Consider the following 15,988-nt stretch of genomic DNA (forward strand, 5'->3'; position numbering starts at 1 on the left):
TGCCGCCTTCGATCACGCCTTGAGCAGCCGCACCCGCGTGCCCCATGGATCGATCGCCTCCACACCATTCGCAAGCGTGGTGAGCTGCGCACCGCCCTTGCGCAGGCGTTCCTCCTGCGCGGCGAGAATGTCCTGCTTCGCCGTCACCAGCGAGAACCATGCAAGGCCCGTGGTGGCATCATCGCGCCGGCCCGCGCCCTGGCTCTGCCAGACATTCAGGCCGAGATGATGGTGATAACGGCCCGACGACAGGAACGCGGCGCCGCTGCGCTTGCGCGTCGGATCAAGGCCGATCGTGCCGTGATAGAAGCTCTCGGCCTGCGCGAGATCGCCGACGCGCAGATGCATGTGGCCGACGCGCAAGCCGTCCGGCGCCTTGGCATAGTCGGCGACGCGTGTATTGGTCAGCGACAGCAGGTCGGGGATGTTGAGCTCGTCGGTCGCCATCTTGACGCTGCCCTCGCTCCATTGCCATTGCGAGGGATCGCGGTCGGCATAGACCTCGATGCCGTTGCCCTCGGGGTCGTCGAGATAGACGGACTCGCTGACGAGGTGATCGGCAAAACCCGACAGCGGCACGCGGTGCGAGGCGGCATGCACCAGCCAGCGCGCGAGGTCTTTTCGCGTCGGCATCAGGAAGGCGGTGTGGTAGAGGCCGGCGGCATTGCGCGGCTCGATTCCCGCATCGGGACGGGCCTCCAGCACCAGCAGCGCCATGCCGGCCGTGCCGAGCTTCGCGGCGGTCGCCGAACGCTCCATCACGGCAAGCCCGATCACGTCGCGGTAGTAGTCCGCAACCTTGTCGAGATTCTTCACCCGCAGCGTCACCATCCCGACCCGCATCGGCGTGCGGCTGGCAAAGGTCGGCCCGCCGCCTTGAGGAACGCCCTCGGCGCGCGCCGCGGCTGCGGCCGCCATCGCGAGCGAGGTTGCGCCGGCGAGTTGCAGCAGAGTGCGGCGGGTGAGATCGATGGTCATCGGTCAGGGCCCGTTCAAAATGGTTGAGGCCATGCGGCGCATGTCGGCCGATTGCTACACGTTCCCGTGAGCGGGTCCCAATCACATGTTCGTCGGCCGCGCGGAGGGAAGTCCTGGCCACCCGGCCAGTTTCGCACGCGCCTGCGATATCCCAGATTGAGGGCAGCTTACAGGAGCTTGCCATGACCGCCCCTACTCCCCTGTCCTCCCTGTCGTTCGCGCTTGCGGACGTGGTGACGCGCACGGCGCCGTCCGTCGTCTCCGTGCGTTCGCACCGCTCCCGCGCCACCGGCTTCGCCTGGAAACCCGGCCTGATCGTCACTGCCGACGAGGCGCTGGCGGACGAGGGCGCGGTCGAGATCGGCCTTGCCGACGGAAGCACCGCGGCCGCCACGATCGCCGGCCGCGACCATACCTCTGACATCGCACTGCTGCGCGTCGATGCCGCCGTCGCGCCGGTCAAGCTCGCCGCGACAGTCCCGCCGCTCGGCGCCTTGTCGGTGGTGGTCGCCACCAATCGCGAGACGCCGAGCGCCGCGCTCGGGATGGTGTCGGCATCCGGCAAGAGCTGGCGCTCCTTACGCGGCGGCGACATCGATGCCCGGATCGAGCTCGACGTCCGCCTGCGCGGCAGCCAGCAGGGCGGTCTCGCGCTCGATGCATCGGGCGAGGCCTTCGGCATGGCCGTGCTCGGACCGCGGCGCGTCCTGGTGATCCCGACGGCGACGATCGAGCGCGTCGCGGCGCAATTGGAGGCGCGCGGTCGCATCGCGCGGGGATATCTCGGCCTCGGGCTCCAGCCGGTACGGCTCGACGACGGCATCGGCGCCATGGTGATGAATGTCGACAAGGCCGGCCCCTCGGCCGCGGCCGGCATCCGTCAGGGCGACGTGATTGTGGCAGTCAACGGCCAGAAGCTGTCCGGCGTGCGGGCGCTGGCGCAAACGCTCGGACCTTCGAGCGTCGGCGCGGTGGTCGACGTCGCAGTGCGCCGCGGCGGCGAGCCGGCCAGCTTCAGGGTCACGGTCGCCGAGAGGCCGGAGGCGTGAGCGAGGACAAGACGGCCGAGATCGTGCTCGCGCTGGAGATCGACGACCCCGCCCTCGCCGATCGCCTGACGGCGCTGCTCGGCAATATCCCCGGGCTTCGTCTCGCCGCGCCCGGCGAGCAGGCCGCTGCGACGATCGTCGCGCGCGATCCGCGCATCATGCCCGAGGACATCGCGCTAACGCAGCGCGAGCTCGACGTGCTGGCGCTGATGGCGGAAGGTGCCTCGAACAAGATGATCGCGCGTCAGCTCGGCATCTCCGTGCACACCGTGAAATTCCATGTCGGCTCGTTGCTGGACAAGCTGGACGCGACCGGCCGCACCGATGCAGTCGCGCACGCCGCGCGTCGCGGCGTGATCGAGCTTTGACGCCGCCCAGCCTCACGGCGCTGACGCCGCCGGGAAGCTGAGCTTGACCGTGAGGCCCGGCGCATTGTCATGCAGCGCGATCTCGGCGCCATGAAGGTGCGCGACCGCGGCGACGAGGCTGAGGCCGAGGCCATTGCCCGGCGTGTAGCGGCTCCGTTCGAGCCGGTAGAAGCGCTTGAAGACGTGATCGCGCTGCCCGGCGGGAATGCCCGGACCGTCGTCGGCAATCGTGATCACCGCAGCGCCATCGGCTCTGCGGCAGGTCACGGTCACCTGCCCGCCCTTGCAGCCATGCTTGATCGCGTTATCGACGAGATTGGCAATGGCGTCGAACAGCAGGTCGCGGTCGCCCGTGATCGCCACGTCGCGTTCTCCGGCAAGGGTGAGCTTTGTAGTAACCTGCTCGGCGGCGGCATCGTAGAGCTCGACGACCTCGCCGGCGATCTCGGCGAGATCAAGGGCGCGGAAGGCGCCGGTGCGGGCGCGGGTCTCGATCTCGGAGATCCGGGTGATGGAAGTGAACATGCCGAGCACGGCATCGAGATCGGCGATGGTGTCCCCGATCAGCGCGGCGTCGGTCTCGCTGTTGCGCGGGGCGTGATAGGCCTTTTCCAGCCGGCCGCGCATGCGCGTCAGCGGCGTCCGCAGATCGTGCGCGACGTTGTCGCTGACCTGCTTCACCTCGCCCATCAGTGTCTCGATGCGGTCGAGCATCTGGTTGAGGTTTTCGGCGACGCGGTCCCACTCGTCGTTGCTGCCGCGCAAGGGGATACGCTGGTCGAGGCCGGAGAGCATGATGGCGCGGCTGGTGGCGTTGATCTGTTCGATCCGTCCGACCGTGCGCCGCGTCACCAGCACGGCCGCGAGCCCGGCGAGCACGAGCAGCAGCATGGCGACCGCGACCATCGCGAGCTCGATCATGCCGGTGAAGCCGTCATGATCGACGACCGTGCCGAGCCGGCGCTCTACGTAAGCAAGCGTCCCGAAATAGACATAGGCCATGATCGCCGCGACGATCAACCCGAACGCCGCGATCGCGATCAGCGCGAGGCGAAAGGTCGAGGAGCGAAGGGTCTTAGCCAGGAGCACGGAGGCAATATCCGATGCCGCGGATGGTGTGGATCAGCGGATAGTCCTGGGCATCGTCGACCTTGCGACGAACACGCCCCACATAGACGTCGATGATATTGGTCGACGGATCGAAATGCAGGTCCCAGACGTGCTGAAGCAGCATCGCGCGAGATACGACGCGGCCCTCGTTGCGGACGAGATATTCGAGCAGCTGGAATTCGCGCGGCAGCAGCGGAATCTTGCGGCCGCGGCGGGAGGCAGCCCGTGCGATCAGGTCGATCGCGAGATCGCCGACGCGCAGCAGCGTCTCCTTGGCGATGGTCTCGCTGCGGCGGCCGAGTGCTTCGAGCCGCGCCAGCAATTCGGTGAAGGAGAACGGCTTGACGAGATAATCGTCGCCGCCGGCGCGCAGGCCGCGCACGCGGTCGTCGACTTCGCCGAGCGCGGAGATGATCAGGAAGGGCGCGACGATGCCGTCGTCGCGCAACTGGCGCATCACGCTGATGCCGTCGATATCGGGCAGCATGCGGTCGATGGTGATCACGGCATAGTCACGCGCGGCGCCGTGGCTCAGGGCTTCGCGGCCATTGGCTGCGAGGTCGACGTCGTAGCCCGAGACGGTCAGCTCCTCGACGAGCTGGCCTGCGGTTTCCGGATCGTCCTCGACGACCAGGATGCGACGGTGACCTCCGCTCATGACAAGCTCCGCGCGACGATCGCCACCAGACTATCCCGTTCCGGGGCTGAGCGGAACCGCCCGGTGGCGATCGCGACAATGGTGCGGTACGGCGATGCGACTACCAGTAGTCTCCGCACACATTGACCCATTGCCACCCATAGGGCGTCCAGCTCCTGCTCCAGCAGCCGTCATTGTAGCCGCCGTAGAAATAGGGCGCACCGAAGACGCCGAAACGACGGAAATGGTGATGATGGAAGCCATGGCGGCCGTGCCATCCCGCGCCGGCGAAGCGCGGCCCGATCGCCGCGTGCGCGAAGCGCGCCCCGCCGAAGGCAGGCCCGCCGGCGTGAGCAAAGCGTGCGCCGCCCATGCCGCCGGCACGCATGCCGCCGAAGCCGCCGGCGTGCATGCCACCACCGAAATGTCCGCCACCACCGAAATGGCCCCCGCCACCGAAATGGCCGCCACCGCCAAAGCCGCCATGACCTCCGCCGCCGCGCGCGAGCACCGGTGAAGCGACTGCCATCGTTGCTGCGATCAAGATCGCCGTGAGGCTCTTGAGAAGCCTGTTGTTCATCGAAACGTCCTCCTTGCAGCGCGGCAGTCCCCATGCCGCGCGAGGAGGATTAGATGAGAAGAAGGAGCAGGCGCCTTCAACTTACAAATGCGCCAGATTCTGACTCACAAGTTAGGGAGGTCCGGGCCGCTGCCGCGACGGAGCCGCGCTCGCTTGCGGGAGTGGGCTGGGAGAGGGTACTTCCGCGGGCAAGAGCCCGACCGTGGAGAGAGCCCTCACCCGCGGGACGATGCTTCGTATCGCCCGGCGCGCGTCGACCTCTCCCGCAAGCGTGAGAGGTGAAGCAAGCGGCGAGACAGTCGCTCTCGAATTACCTCACACCCGCTTGCCGCCACTCTTCTCGGCCGCACGGCGCAGTGCCTCCGCAAGCGCACCGCCGCCCGAAGACTCCTGCTTGCGCGGAGCCGATGAGGTCATGCGGGCGGGATTGCGCGAGCTGTTGTCGCGCTGCATGCCGGGAGCGTCCTTCTTGGCGCCGACCTCGTCGTCGAGGCGCAGCGTCAGCGAGATGCGCTTGCGGGCGACCTCGAAGTCCAGCACCTTCACCTTGACGATATCGCCCGGCTTCACCACCTCGCGCGGATCCTTGATATAGGTCTTGGACATCGCCGAGATGTGCACGAGACCGTCCTGGTGCACCCCGATGTCGACGAAGGCGCCGAAGGCGGCGACGTTGGTGACGGTGCCCTCGAGGATCATGCCCTTCTTGAGGTCCTTGATCTCCTCGACGCCCTCCTTGAACACCGCGGCCTTGAACGCGGGGCGCGGGTCGCGGCCCGGCTTTTCCAGCTCGCGCAGGATGTCGGTGACGGTGGGCAGACCGAAGGTCTCGTCGACGAAATCCTTCGGCTTGAGGGTACGCACGATCTCGCTGCTGCCGATCAGCGCCTTGATGTCGCTCTTGGTCGCCGCGAGAATCCGGCGCACCACCGGATAGGCTTCCGGATGCACGCCGGAGGCGTCGAGCGGGTCCTCGCCGCCGAGGATGCGCAGGAAGCCCGCGCACTGCTCGAACGCCTTGGGCCCGAGCCGCGGCACGTCCTTCAGCGCCTTGCGCGACTTGAACGGGCCGTTGGCGTCGCGGTGCGCCACGATGCTCTGCGCAAGACCTGCGCCGACGCCGGACACGCGCGCAAGCAGCGGCGCGGAGGCGGTGTTGACGTCGACGCCGACGGCGTTCACGCAGTCTTCGACCACCGCGTCGAGCGATTTTGCGAGCTTGGCCTGGCCGAGGTCGTGCTGATACTGGCCGACGCCAATCGCCTTGGGCTCGATCTTGACGAGCTCGGCCAGCGGGTCCTGGAGCCGCCGCGCGATCGAGACGGCGCCGCGCAGGGTGACGTCGAGGCCGGGCAATTCCTCCGAGGCGAAAGCCGAGGCCGAATAGACCGACGCGCCGGCTTCCGACACGACGATCTTGGTCATCTTCAATTCGGGCAGGCCCTTGACGAGGTCCGCGGCGAGCTTGTCGGTCTCGCGCGAGGCGGTGCCGTTGCCGATCGCGATCAGCTCGACACGATGCTTCAGGGCGAGCCTGCCGAGGGTCGCCAGCGACTCGTTCCACTGCCGCTGCGGCTCGTGCGGATAGATCGCGGTGGTGTCGACCACCTTGCCGGTGGCGTCGACGACCGCGACCTTGACGCCGGTGCGGTAGCCGGGATCGAGCCCCATGGTGACGCGGGTGCCGGCTGGGGCGGCCAGCAAGAGGTCGCGCAAGTTCGAGGCGAACACGCGCACGGCCTCGGTCTCGGCCGAATTCCACAGCCGCATGCGCAGGTCGATGTTGAGATGCACCTGGATCTTGGTGCGCCAGGCCCAGCGCACGGTGTCGATCAGCCAGCGGTCGCCGAGTCGCTTGAGGTCGGCGATGCCGAACCGCTTCATGATCTTCAGTTCATAGGCGCTCGGCACGCCCGGCGGCGGCGCCTCCGCCTCGGCCAGGATCTGCAGATCGAGGATCTCTTCCTTCTCGCCACGGAACATCGCGAGAATGCGGTGCGATGGCAGCTTGGTCAGCGGCTCGGAGAAATCGAAATAGTCGGCGAACTTCTCGCCCTCGGTCTTCTTGCCGTCGCGCACCTTGGAGGCCATGCGCGCGTTGGTCCACATCTCCTCGCGCAATGCGCCGATCAGGTCGGCGTCCTCGTCGAAGCGCTCGACCAGGATGGCGCGGGCGCCGTCGAGCGCGGCGGCGGCATCCGCAACGCCCTTCTCCGCGTTGACGAAGCCTTCTGCCACGACCTTCGGATCGTTGCCGGGCTCCGCCAGCAACTGATTGGCGAGCGGCTCGAGGCCCGCTTCCTTGGCAACTTCCGCCTTGGTGCGGCGCTTCGGCTTGAAAGGGAGATAAATGTCTTCGAGGCGTGCCTTGCTGTCGGCGGCCATGATCGTGGCTTCGAGGGCTGCATCGAGCTTGCCCTGCTCGCGGACCGATTCGAGAATGGCCTTGCGGCGGTCTTCGAGCTCGCGCAAGTAAACCAGGCGCTCCTCCAGGGTGCGCAATTGCGCGTCGTCGAGCGCACCGGTCGCTTCCTTGCGGTAGCGGGCGATGAAGGGAACCGTGGCGCCGCCGTCGAGCAGCGTCACCGCCGCCTCGACCTGCTCGGCGCGAACCCCAAGCTCCTGCGCAATTTTGTGGTTGATATTTGCCACGCGAGATTCCCTCTATCAAAGCACGCGACGCAGGGCGAAAAGCACCGGCCGCGGGACGCCGCTTATGGACCAACCGAGGTTGATTCATCAAGGTGGGGTGCGCAACCGTCGACAGAGGATTTTTTGCCGGATCGATGCGATCTCGCCACATTCGTGGGGGCGCGCGGCTTCTCTCCTGCGTCGCGGCAGACCAGGATAGCCGATCCGTCATCCTGCTTGACAGGAGCCGCCGTTCAGCGGCTGTTTGCTCCGCCGGGCCCCCGAACTCCACACAAGGACAGTCATGCGTACAACATCGGTCGGCGTCTTCAAGGTCGCCACCACGGGCCCCGGCGATGTCTCCGGTCTCATGGCCATGATCGGTTCGGGCGCGATCGACCCGCGCGAGATCCTGGCGATCCTCGGCAAGACCGAGGGCAATGGCGGCGTCAACGATTTCACGCGGGAATACGCCGTCAGAGCGCTGTGCGCGGCGCTGGCGCCACACCTCGACCTGCCGCCGCACGAGGTCGAGCAGCGCATCGCCTTCGTGATGTCCGGCGGCACCGAGGGCGTGCTCAGCCCGCACATCACGGTGTTCACACGCCGAACCGTCGACGCCCCTCCGGTAGGCCTCTCCGGCAAGCGGCTGAGCATCGGCATGGCGCAGACACGGGATTTCCTGCCTGAGGAGCTCGGCCGCTCCGCGCAGATCACGGAGACGGCGACCGCCGTGAAGGCCGCCATGGCGGATGCCGGCATCAGCGATCCCGCCGACATCCATTTCGTGCAGATCAAGTGCCCGCTGCTTACCAGCGATCGCGTCGAGGCGGCAGCGGCGCGCGGCTGCAAGACAGCGACGACCAGCGCCTACGCCTCGATGGCCTATTCCCGCGGCGCCTCCGCGCTCGGCGTCGCCGTCGCGCTCGGCGAGATTGCAGCCGATCTCCGCGATGAGGACGTGCTGCGGCGCTACGATCTGTTCTCGTCCGTTGCCTCCACCTCATCAGGCATCGAGCTGATGCACAACGTCGTCATCGTGCTCGGCAACTCGGCGGCATCAGCAAGCGAATTCGAGATCGGTCATGCCGTGATGAGCGACGCCATCGACGCCGTCGCGGTGACCGCGGCGCTGCAAAGCGTCGGACTCCGCATCGCGCCGCAGGCAACGAAGGGCCGCGAGCTCGTCAACATCTTCGCCAAGGCGGAGGCCTCGCCTGATGGCAGCGTGCGCGGCTTTCGCCACACCATGCAGGAAGACACCGACATCAGCTCGACACGCCACGCCCGCGCAGCGGTCGGCGGCCTGATCGCTGGCCTTGCCGGCACCGGGGCGGTCTACGTGTCCGGCGGCGCCGAGCACCAGGGTCCCCCGGGCGGCGGGCCGGTTGCAGCGATTGCGCGACTGTCGGATTGATACGACCCGGCATCTTCCGGGGCTTGCGACCTGTCCGCCCCACGCAACCCTGCCCCTCGCGCCGGCTCGCTTGATTCGGACCGTTCCTTGCGAAAGGAAGATAGCCGCTATCCAAGAGGATTTTGACGTCATGACTTTGCCGATGAGCTGGAATGAATGGGCGCAGCACGACGGAGTCGCGCTGGCAGGGCGCGTCCGCAAGGGCGAGCTGACGGCGAAGGAATTGGCGCGGCAGGCCGCGGCCGGCGTTGCCAAGGTCAATCCGGCACTGTCGGGCGTGGTCGAGCTGTTCGAGGACGTGATCGCCGACCCCGCCAAGGATGGCGCCAATCTCGCCGGCCCGTTCGCCGGCCTGCCTTTCCTGATGAAGGACCTCGGGCCGACCATGAAGGGACGGCTCCAGGAGATGGGCTCGCTGCTGATGCGCGGCAATCGCGCCGGCGCGGACACGTTCCTGACCGGAAAATTCCGCCAGGCCGGGCTGAACCTGATCGGACGCACCACGACGCCGGAATTCGGCGTGTGCAGTTCCGCCGACAATCCCGCCGTCTACGTCACGCGCAATCCCTGGAATACCGACTACACCACCTGCGGCTCGTCCGCGGGCAGCGCGGCGATGGTCGCCGCGGGCGTGGTGCCGATCGCGCATGCCACCGACGGTGGCGGCTCGATCCGCATTCCCGCCGGCGTCAATGGCAATATCGGGCTGAAGGTCTCGCGCGGCGTGTTCTCGCTCGCCCCGCATATGTCCGACCTCACCGGCCTCGTCTCGATCCAGGGCTGCCAATCGCGCTCGGTGCGCGACACCGCCGCCTTCGTCGACCATGCGCGCGGGCCTGCGCCCGGCGAGTTCATGCCGTTCTGGACCACGGCGCAGCCCTATTCCGAGATGATCAAGCGCGATCCCGGCAAGCTCCGCATTGCGCTCTCACACACATGGGGCGACTATACCGCCACGCCTGAGATCGCCGCCGAGTTGGAGAAGGCCGGCCGCTTCCTCGAAGGCCTCGGCCATCACGTCGACTACGCCCTGCCCGAGGTCGATTTCCGTGCCGCGTTCGCGGCGCAGACCACCTGCTACATCTCGAATTTCGCGGTGGTGATCTCCAACATGCTCGCTGCGCGCGGGCTGGAAAAACCGCCGGAAGATCTGATCGAACCCATGAACATCCGCATCTGGGAAGCCGGCCGGCACACGAGCTTCGCCGAGCGGGCGAAGATGCAGGGCGTGTTCAACACGACCTCGCGCGGCTTCGGCGCCTTCTTCGAGCAGTGGGACGTGATCCTGACGCCGATCACGGCGCTGCCGACGCCGAAGGTCGGCACCAGGGAATACCTCACCATCTCCGATAATCCCGACGTGCTCGACTGGTTCGGCAATCTCTGGCGCAACTTCGCCTTCACGCCGCTCGCCAATCTCTGCGGCATGCCGGCGATATCGATGCCGATGGCAACCCAGGATCACGGCCTGCCGCTCGGCATCCAGGCCATCGCCAAGCAGGCAAATGACGGCCTGCTGCTGCAACTCGCCGCCCAGATCGAGCGCGCGCTCGACGGCAAGTGGAACGGCGGCAAGAAGCCGAAGGAGCATGTGAGCTGACGGGCTGCGATCGCAGCAACATGCGATCGCGCTCCTGCCTCAGTTCTTTACGGTCGGAATTTCCTCCGGGCGCGGCTGCTGCTGGCCCTGCTGGTACATCGCGAGCGCCTTGTCGAGCGCTTCGCGCAATGCCAGCGCCGCGGCCACGCTGCAACGCAAATGCGCGGTCTGGACAACGTCGACCCTGACGGCGGCGCCGACCGGCATCAGGAGGTTTGCGGCGAGCTCGATCTGGATCGCGCCGTTGTGGTGACCGAAGCAGGATGCACCGTCGAAATAGATGATCGGCGCCCGCTCCGAGCTCGAGGTGGAAATCGTGACGGGCCCCTGATTGGTGCCGGGTGTTTCGGGGTCGGTCATGGGCGCTCCTTGCGGGCATTGGACGAACGAAGCGCCCACCATCGTTGCTTTGGCCCGCCCTGTCGAGGCCAAACCGCCCCCGGCAGGGGTCCCGAGCAAGGCACAATCGGGGTTTTGCGCGGCGGCGGGCACTGGTCTAGAACATCGCCATGTCCACTGAACCTGTCACGCTCCCATTCGAGGAACTCGCCGAAGCCATCAAGGGCCGCCGCTCTGATTACGGCCATATCAGCGGGCTCCAGCTCGACCGCTTCGCGCCCGCCGAGGCATGGTCCAGCCTGCCCTACCGGCCCGTCTTCGTCGGCGACACCGAGACCGGCGTGCTGCACGGCGGCGTCGTCACGGCGATGCTGGACGAGAGCTGCGGCATGGCCGTGCAACTGGCGCTTGACGGCACGCGCGCGATCGCAACCCTGGACTTGCGCATCGACTACCAGAAGCCGGCGACGCCGGGCCTCGACATCAAGGCGCATTCGGTCTGCTACCGCACCACACGCTCGATCGCCTTCGTGCGCTCCACCGCCTATCAGGAGTCGGAGGACGATCCGGTCGCGACCGCCACCGCCTGCTTCATGATCGGCGCCAACCGCACCAACATGCTGGCGGACCGCAGGATGGATTCGCGCAGCATTCCGACGCTGGAGGCGCCGGAGGATCCAAACGGTCCGTTTGCCCGCAGCCCGTTCGCGCGCTGCCTCGGCATTCGCGTCAACGACGACGGCACGCTGACGATGCCGTTCTCGCCGAAGATCATCGGCAATCCGATCCTGCCCGCGATCCATGGCGGCATGACTGGCGCTTTCCTGGAGACCACCGCGATCGTCGGCGTGGCGCGCGAGCTCGGCGCTGCCGCGCCGCCCAAGCCGATCGGCCTCACCGTCAACTATCTCCGCTCCGGCCGTGCCCTCGACACGTTCGCCGACGTCTCGATCGTGAAGCAGGGCCGGCGTATCGTTGCCTTCGAGGCGCGGGCCTGGCAGGACGATGCGACCAAGCCGATCGCCACCGCTTTCGGTCACTTCATGCTGCGCCCGACGCCGGGAAGTGATGAGGAATAAGCGCATTTTGACTTGACGGCCGAAGTTCCGGCCACAACGATAGCGCGTCCCCGCGAGAGGTATTGAATTGCGGCATCCGCTCGACATCGTCGCCATGTTCGCCGCGCTCTGGCTGCTGGCATCGATGGTGCTCGACGCGCTGACGCCGAAGGAGTTGACGGCGGTCATGATCGCGGTCGCCATCGGTCCCGCCATCATCGTCACCGCCGTGTTCTATTACCTGCGCTGCCCGCGCACGGACTTTGCGGTCATGTTCGCAGCGCTATGGCTGATCTCGGATATTGCAATTGCTTTCGTCTCAGCGAAGGCGCTGCCGCATTTCCTGATCGCGCTCGGCTTTGTGCCGGCGCTGCTGGTCGGCATCGCGCTGCACTGGCAGCGCTTCCAGCGCCGCCATGAGCAGATGCCCGTGCCATCGGTGAAGCGGGGCTAGCGCGAATGACTCAAGGTTGAATCGGTCGCCGCGGCTCCTTCACCTCTCCCGCAAGCGGGAGAGGTCGGCGCGAAGCGCCGGGTGAGGGCTTCTCCTCTTGGGGATTATCCCATTGCAGAAAGACCCTCTCCCCGACCCTCTCCCGCAGGCGGGAGAGGGAGCGCACCTGCGTCGTTGCAACGATCAAGCCTCATCTCGTCACGCTTTAGCGCGGCAGCAGGTTCGTCTTCGCAAGATCCAACACTTCGTCGCCGCGGCCGTTCATCACCGCGCGCAGGACCCAGAGGCTGAAACCCTTGACCTGCTCGGTCGTGATGGTCGGCGGCATCGACAGCTCCTGCTTAGCGGTGACGACGTCGAGCAACGCCGGCCCATTGTGCGCCAGCATCTCCTTCATCGCGCCCGGGAGCTCGCCGGGATCCTCGACGCGTTTCGCGAAGATACCCATCGCGCGCGCCATCGCGGCGAAGTCGGGGTTCTCCAGATCGACACCGGTGTCGACGAAGCCCGCCGCCTTCATCTCCAGCGCGACGAAGCCCAGCACGCCGTTGTTGAACACGACGACCTTCACCGGCAGCTTCATCTGCGTCAGCGTGATCAGATCGCCCATCAGCATGGTGAAGCCGCCGTCGCCGGAGAGCGAGATGACCTGGCGGCCGGGCTGCGCGGCCTGCGCGCCGATCGCCTGCGGCATCGCGTTGGCCATCGATCCGTGCACGAAAGAGCCGATCAGCCGGCGGCGGCCATTCATATCGAGATAGCGCGCGGCCCACACGGTCGGCGTGCCGACGTCGGCGGTGAACACGGCATCCTCGGACGCATGGTCGCTGATGACCTTGGCGAGATATTGCGGATGGATCGGCTTGGTTCCCGGCGTGCCCCTGGCGAGCGAATCGAGCCCTTCGCGAGCCTTCTTGTAGTGCGCGACAGCATCGTCGAGATGCTTGCGCTGCGTCTTGGTCTCGAGCAGCGGCAGCAGCGCCTCGATGGTGAGCTTGACGTCGCCGACGAGGCCGAGATCGATCTTGCAACGCCGGCCGAGATTTTCCGGGCGGATGTCGATCTGCGCGATCTGGCAGTTGGTCGGGAAGAACTGCTTGTAGGGAAAATCGGTGCCGAGCATCACCAGCGCGTCGCAGGCGTGCATGGCGGCATAGCCCGAAGAGAAGCCGATGAATCCGGTCATGCCGACGTCGTAAGGGTTGTCGTACTCGACATGCTCCTTGCCGCCGAGCGCATGCACGATCGGGCTCTTCAGAGCTTCCGCCAGTTGCATCAGCGGCGCATGCGCGCCGGCGCAGCCTCGGCCGCAGAACAGGGTGATGCGCTCGGCGGCGTTGAGGAGGTCCGCCAGCGCCTTCAGCTCATCGGCCTCCGGCACGACTTTTGGCGCCGACAAGGCAAGGCCGCGCGCCGTCGACAGCTCACGCTTCGGGGGACTGCGGAAGGCGACGTCGCCGGGCATGGCAACGACGGCAACGCCGCGCAGGCCGACGGCGGCGCGAATTGCATTCTCGAGCACGTAGGGAAGCTGGCTCGAATCCGAGACCAGCTCGCAATAATGACTGCATTCGCGGAACAGATTCTGCGGATGGGTCTCCTGGAAATAGCCGCCGCCGATCTCGGCGGTGGGGATCTGCGCCGCAATCGCCAGCACCGGAACGCGGCTGCGGTGAGCATCGAACAGCCCGTTGATCAGATGCAGATTGCCCGGGCCGCAGGAACCGGCGCAGACTGCGAGGCTCCCGGTCATCTCCGCTTCGCCGGCCGCTGCAAACGCTGCAACCTCCTCGTGCCGGACGTGGATCCACTCGATGGTGCCGCGACGGCGCAGCGCTTCGGTCAGCGCATTCAGACTGTCGCCGACGATGCCGTAGATGCGCTTGACGCCTGCCTGTTCGAGCGTTGCCACGAAAAGATCGGCTACGTTGTTGATCGCCATTGTCGGTCTCCTGCTTCAGCCAGTCGCATGTCTACGATGCGCAAACATCGGTTGCGACACCGCGAGGGACAATAAGCTATGACACGATCATGGCTTGTCTGTTCCGGCTCAATTTTTCGCAATTGCCCGATCGTAGGCCGCGACTGTGACCTTCGCGCGAGCTGCGACATCCGCCGCCGTCATGCCGGGCTTGTAGAGGCTGGAGCCGAGGCCGAACGCCGTCGCGCCGCCCTTGATGTACTCCGCAAAGTTCTGGTCGGAGACGCCGCCGACGGCCGCGATCATCACGCCTGATGGCAGCACGGCCCTGATCGCGGCGATGCCGGAGGCGCCGAGCACGCTCGCCGGAAAGAACTTCAGGCTCGACGCGCCCGAGCGCGCGGCGAGCAGCGCCTCGGTCGGCGAGAACACGCCGGGCATCGTCACCATGCCATGCTGATGCGCGCGCGCGAGCACCTCGGTGTCGACATTGGGCGAGACCATGAGCTTGCCGCCGACGTCGTTGAGACGATCGACATCCGCCGTGGTCAGCACCGTGCCGGCGCCGATCAACACGCCTGATGGCGCCTGCTTCACCGCCATCGCGATGGAGCGGAACGGATCGGGCGAGTTCAGGGGAATCTCGATCGCGGTCATGCCGGCTTCGATCAGCACGCCGACAATGGCCTCGGTCTCCTCGGGCTTGACGCCGCGCAAGATCGCGACCAGCGGCCGCTTCATCGGCGGAAAAGGAACGCTCATCTCAAGAATCCTTCTGCTTCGTCCAGATCGCGGCAGCCGCCATCGACAAACCGCGGCGAACGGCTTCATCCGCATCGACCGGCCTTGCGGTCATCGATAACGCCTCGAAAGCCAGCCGGTACAACACCGCGAGCCGTCCCGAGGCAATCAGCATGACACCCGCCTGCGGCACGGTGCCGGAGAGCCCTGCCGCCAGCTCGACACCGATCAACGTGCCCGACAGCGTCTCGCGCGCGGCGGCCGGCGTGCCGCCGAACAGAAGCTGTCGCGACCGCGCGCCGAACAGGAGATTGGCCGCGAAAGCCGGCGCCTCGTACGCGGCGTTCACTGCCGCCTTGAAGCTCGCGACATCCTCGGCATCGTCTGCGCCGGCGACCGCGAGCGACAGGATCGTCTCGCGCGAGACAGCACTGAACAGCTCGCCGGTCATGAAGGTGGAGAAATGCGCGACCGTGCCGTCCTTCACGCGAACCCATTTCGAATGCGTGCCGGGCATGCAGACCAGCGCCTCGCCCGCGGTATCGAGGCCGAGGGCGCCGAGCAGTTGCGTCTCCTCGCCGCGCATGACATCCGGCGCCTTCGGGTCGCGCTGCGCGATGCCCGGCAGGATCCGGATATCGCGCGCCTCGCCCGGCACACGCACGGCCTGCTTCAGAACGGCAGAGAGCGGCGCCGGCGTGTCGACATAGCCGGCCTCGACCCAGCCGGTGCGGGCACCGGCCATGCCGCAAACGAGCACCGGCAGATGATCCGGCGCTTCGACCGCCGCAAGATGCGATCGCAGCACCGCCGGGAAGCCGGCCTTCGCCGCGGCCAGCATGCCCTCGCCGCTGCGGCGCTCGGCCAGCACCTGGCCGGCGCCATCGATCAGCCAGAGCCGGAAGCTGCTGGTGCCCCAGTCCACCGCGACATAAGCGGGTTCGGTCATGTCAGGTCTCGTCCTCGTCTCACGGCTGAGACGCCGTCTCGCGACAAATGAGACGATGTCTTGCAGGCTCCCGTCGAGATACCGGCTATTGCGCGGGCAAACCAGCGCTTTCTCTTCAATTTGCGGCTCCGCCATGCTGGCACACCGCTTGCTGAA

General features: G+C 66.9%; 15 protein-coding genes. 6 read left to right on the top strand and 9 right to left on the bottom strand.

Going from position 1 to position 15,988, the window contains the following annotated elements; translation table 11 throughout:
• Nucleotides 1-12: 12 nt before the first annotated feature.
• Nucleotides 13-978: a VOC family protein gene (locus tag ACM42_RS09920; RefSeq protein ID WP_271527744.1), complete on the bottom strand. Its 966-nt coding sequence runs from the start codon at nucleotides 976-978 to the stop codon at nucleotides 13-15.
• A gap of 182 nt (nucleotides 979-1,160) precedes the next feature.
• Between ACM42_RS09920 and ACM42_RS09925 the strand changes: the two genes are divergently transcribed.
• The gene (locus ACM42_RS09925) at nucleotides 1,161-2,027 is read left to right on the top strand and encodes a S1C family serine protease (RefSeq protein WP_271527745.1); all 867 of its coding nucleotides are present in this window, start codon (nucleotides 1,161-1,163) and stop codon (nucleotides 2,025-2,027) included.
• Entirely contained in the window at nucleotides 2,024-2,395 is a 372-nt protein-coding gene (locus ACM42_RS09930) for a response regulator transcription factor (protein ID WP_271527746.1), read from the top strand. The genes ACM42_RS09925 and ACM42_RS09930 overlap by 4 nt, the downstream gene beginning before the upstream one ends.
• A 12-nt stretch (nucleotides 2,396-2,407) precedes the next feature.
• On the opposite strand, the gene ACM42_RS09935 is transcribed toward ACM42_RS09930, so the two are convergent.
• The 4 genes from ACM42_RS09935 to ACM42_RS09950 form a co-directional block, all read right to left on the bottom strand.
• Complete coding sequence (locus ACM42_RS09935) at nucleotides 2,408-3,484, bottom strand: sensor histidine kinase (protein ID WP_271527747.1); 1,077 nt, start codon at nucleotides 3,482-3,484, stop codon at nucleotides 2,408-2,410.
• A complete protein-coding gene (locus ACM42_RS09940; RefSeq protein WP_271527748.1) occupies nucleotides 3,471-4,163 on the bottom strand; it encodes a response regulator transcription factor in 693 nt (230 codons plus the stop codon). Before ACM42_RS09940 ends, ACM42_RS09935 begins: the two co-directional genes overlap by 14 nt.
• Before the next feature lie 100 nt (nucleotides 4,164-4,263).
• On the bottom strand, nucleotides 4,264-4,722 hold the full coding sequence (locus ACM42_RS09945; RefSeq protein ID WP_271527749.1) for a hypothetical protein: 459 nt from the start codon (nucleotides 4,720-4,722) through the stop codon (nucleotides 4,264-4,266).
• A gap of 315 nt (nucleotides 4,723-5,037) precedes the next feature.
• Nucleotides 5,038-7,374 (bottom strand): Tex family protein, encoded by a 2,337-nt coding sequence (locus ACM42_RS09950; protein ID WP_271527750.1) that lies wholly within the window; start codon nucleotides 7,372-7,374, stop codon nucleotides 5,038-5,040.
• A gap of 283 nt (nucleotides 7,375-7,657) precedes the next feature.
• Here ACM42_RS09950 and ACM42_RS09955 point away from each other — a divergent pair, with 283 nt between their 5' ends.
• Nucleotides 7,658-8,770 carry a ring-opening amidohydrolase gene (locus ACM42_RS09955; RefSeq protein ID WP_271527751.1) on the top strand — a complete coding sequence of 371 codons (1,113 nt, stop codon included), beginning with the start codon at nucleotides 7,658-7,660 and terminating at the stop codon, nucleotides 8,768-8,770.
• A gap of 130 nt (nucleotides 8,771-8,900) precedes the next feature.
• Entirely contained in the window at nucleotides 8,901-10,370 is a 1,470-nt protein-coding gene (locus ACM42_RS09960) for an amidase (protein ID WP_271527752.1), read from the top strand.
• Nucleotides 10,371-10,409: 39 nt separating this feature from the next.
• On the opposite strand, the gene ACM42_RS09965 is transcribed toward ACM42_RS09960, so the two are convergent.
• Complete coding sequence (locus ACM42_RS09965) at nucleotides 10,410-10,730, bottom strand: hypothetical protein (RefSeq protein ID WP_028179329.1); 321 nt, start codon at nucleotides 10,728-10,730, stop codon at nucleotides 10,410-10,412.
• Between the two features lie 149 nt (nucleotides 10,731-10,879).
• Here ACM42_RS09965 and ACM42_RS09970 point away from each other — a divergent pair, with 149 nt between their 5' ends.
• Nucleotides 10,880-11,788 carry a PaaI family thioesterase gene (locus ACM42_RS09970; protein ID WP_271527753.1) on the top strand — a complete coding sequence of 303 codons (909 nt, stop codon included), beginning with the start codon at nucleotides 10,880-10,882 and terminating at the stop codon, nucleotides 11,786-11,788.
• A 67-nt stretch (nucleotides 11,789-11,855) separates the two neighbouring features.
• Complete coding sequence (locus tag ACM42_RS09975; RefSeq protein WP_271527754.1) at nucleotides 11,856-12,221, top strand: hypothetical protein; 366 nt, start codon at nucleotides 11,856-11,858, stop codon at nucleotides 12,219-12,221.
• 205 nt (nucleotides 12,222-12,426) lie between these two features.
• Here ACM42_RS09975 and poxB read toward each other — a convergent pair whose 3' ends face one another.
• From poxB to ACM42_RS09990, 3 genes are all read right to left on the bottom strand, one after another.
• On the bottom strand, nucleotides 12,427-14,163 hold the full coding sequence (gene poxB, locus ACM42_RS09980) for a ubiquinone-dependent pyruvate dehydrogenase (RefSeq protein WP_271527755.1): 1,737 nt from the start codon (nucleotides 14,161-14,163) through the stop codon (nucleotides 12,427-12,429).
• A 108-nt stretch (nucleotides 14,164-14,271) separates the two neighbouring features.
• Nucleotides 14,272-14,904, bottom strand: coding sequence for a 2-dehydro-3-deoxy-6-phosphogalactonate aldolase (locus tag ACM42_RS09985; RefSeq protein WP_271527756.1), 633 nt, complete (start codon nucleotides 14,902-14,904; stop codon nucleotides 14,272-14,274).
• 1 nt (nucleotide 14,905) lies between these two features.
• Entirely contained in the window at nucleotides 14,906-15,832 is a 927-nt protein-coding gene (locus ACM42_RS09990; protein WP_271527757.1) for a 2-dehydro-3-deoxygalactonokinase, read from the bottom strand.
• Nucleotides 15,833-15,988: the final 156 nt, after the last annotated feature.

It is taken from the genome of Bradyrhizobium sp. CCBAU 25338 (assembly GCF_028128965.1).
Lineage (GTDB): Bacteria > Pseudomonadota > Alphaproteobacteria > Rhizobiales > Xanthobacteraceae > Bradyrhizobium > Bradyrhizobium liaoningense.

What these genes read in the sequence shown, in the direction of transcription:
- ACM42_RS09960 (WP_271527752.1), top strand. Translation starts at nt 8,901, where the DNA reads ATGACTTTGCCGATGAGCTGGAATGAATGGGCGCAGCACGACGGAGTC.
- ACM42_RS09965 (WP_028179329.1), bottom strand. Translation starts at nt 10,730, where the DNA reads ATGACCGACCCCGAAACACCCGGCACCAATCAGGGGCCCGTCACGATT.
- poxB (WP_271527755.1), bottom strand. Translation starts at nt 14,163, where the DNA reads ATGGCGATCAACAACGTAGCCGATCTTTTCGTGGCAACGCTCGAACAG.
- ACM42_RS09940 (WP_271527748.1), bottom strand. Translation starts at nt 4,163, where the DNA reads ATGAGCGGAGGTCACCGTCGCATCCTGGTCGTCGAGGACGATCCGGAA.
- ACM42_RS09945 (WP_271527749.1), bottom strand. Translation starts at nt 4,722, where the DNA reads ATGAACAACAGGCTTCTCAAGAGCCTCACGGCGATCTTGATCGCAGCA.
- ACM42_RS09970 (WP_271527753.1), top strand. Translation starts at nt 10,880, where the DNA reads ATGTCCACTGAACCTGTCACGCTCCCATTCGAGGAACTCGCCGAAGCC.
- ACM42_RS09925 (WP_271527745.1), top strand. Translation starts at nt 1,161, where the DNA reads ATGACCGCCCCTACTCCCCTGTCCTCCCTGTCGTTCGCGCTTGCGGAC.
- ACM42_RS09920 (WP_271527744.1), bottom strand. Translation starts at nt 978, where the DNA reads ATGACCATCGATCTCACCCGCCGCACTCTGCTGCAACTCGCCGGCGCA.
- ACM42_RS09990 (WP_271527757.1), bottom strand. Translation starts at nt 15,832, where the DNA reads ATGACCGAACCCGCTTATGTCGCGGTGGACTGGGGCACCAGCAGCTTC.
- ACM42_RS09985 (WP_271527756.1), bottom strand. Translation starts at nt 14,904, where the DNA reads ATGAGCGTTCCTTTTCCGCCGATGAAGCGGCCGCTGGTCGCGATCTTG.
- ACM42_RS09955 (WP_271527751.1), top strand. Translation starts at nt 7,658, where the DNA reads ATGCGTACAACATCGGTCGGCGTCTTCAAGGTCGCCACCACGGGCCCC.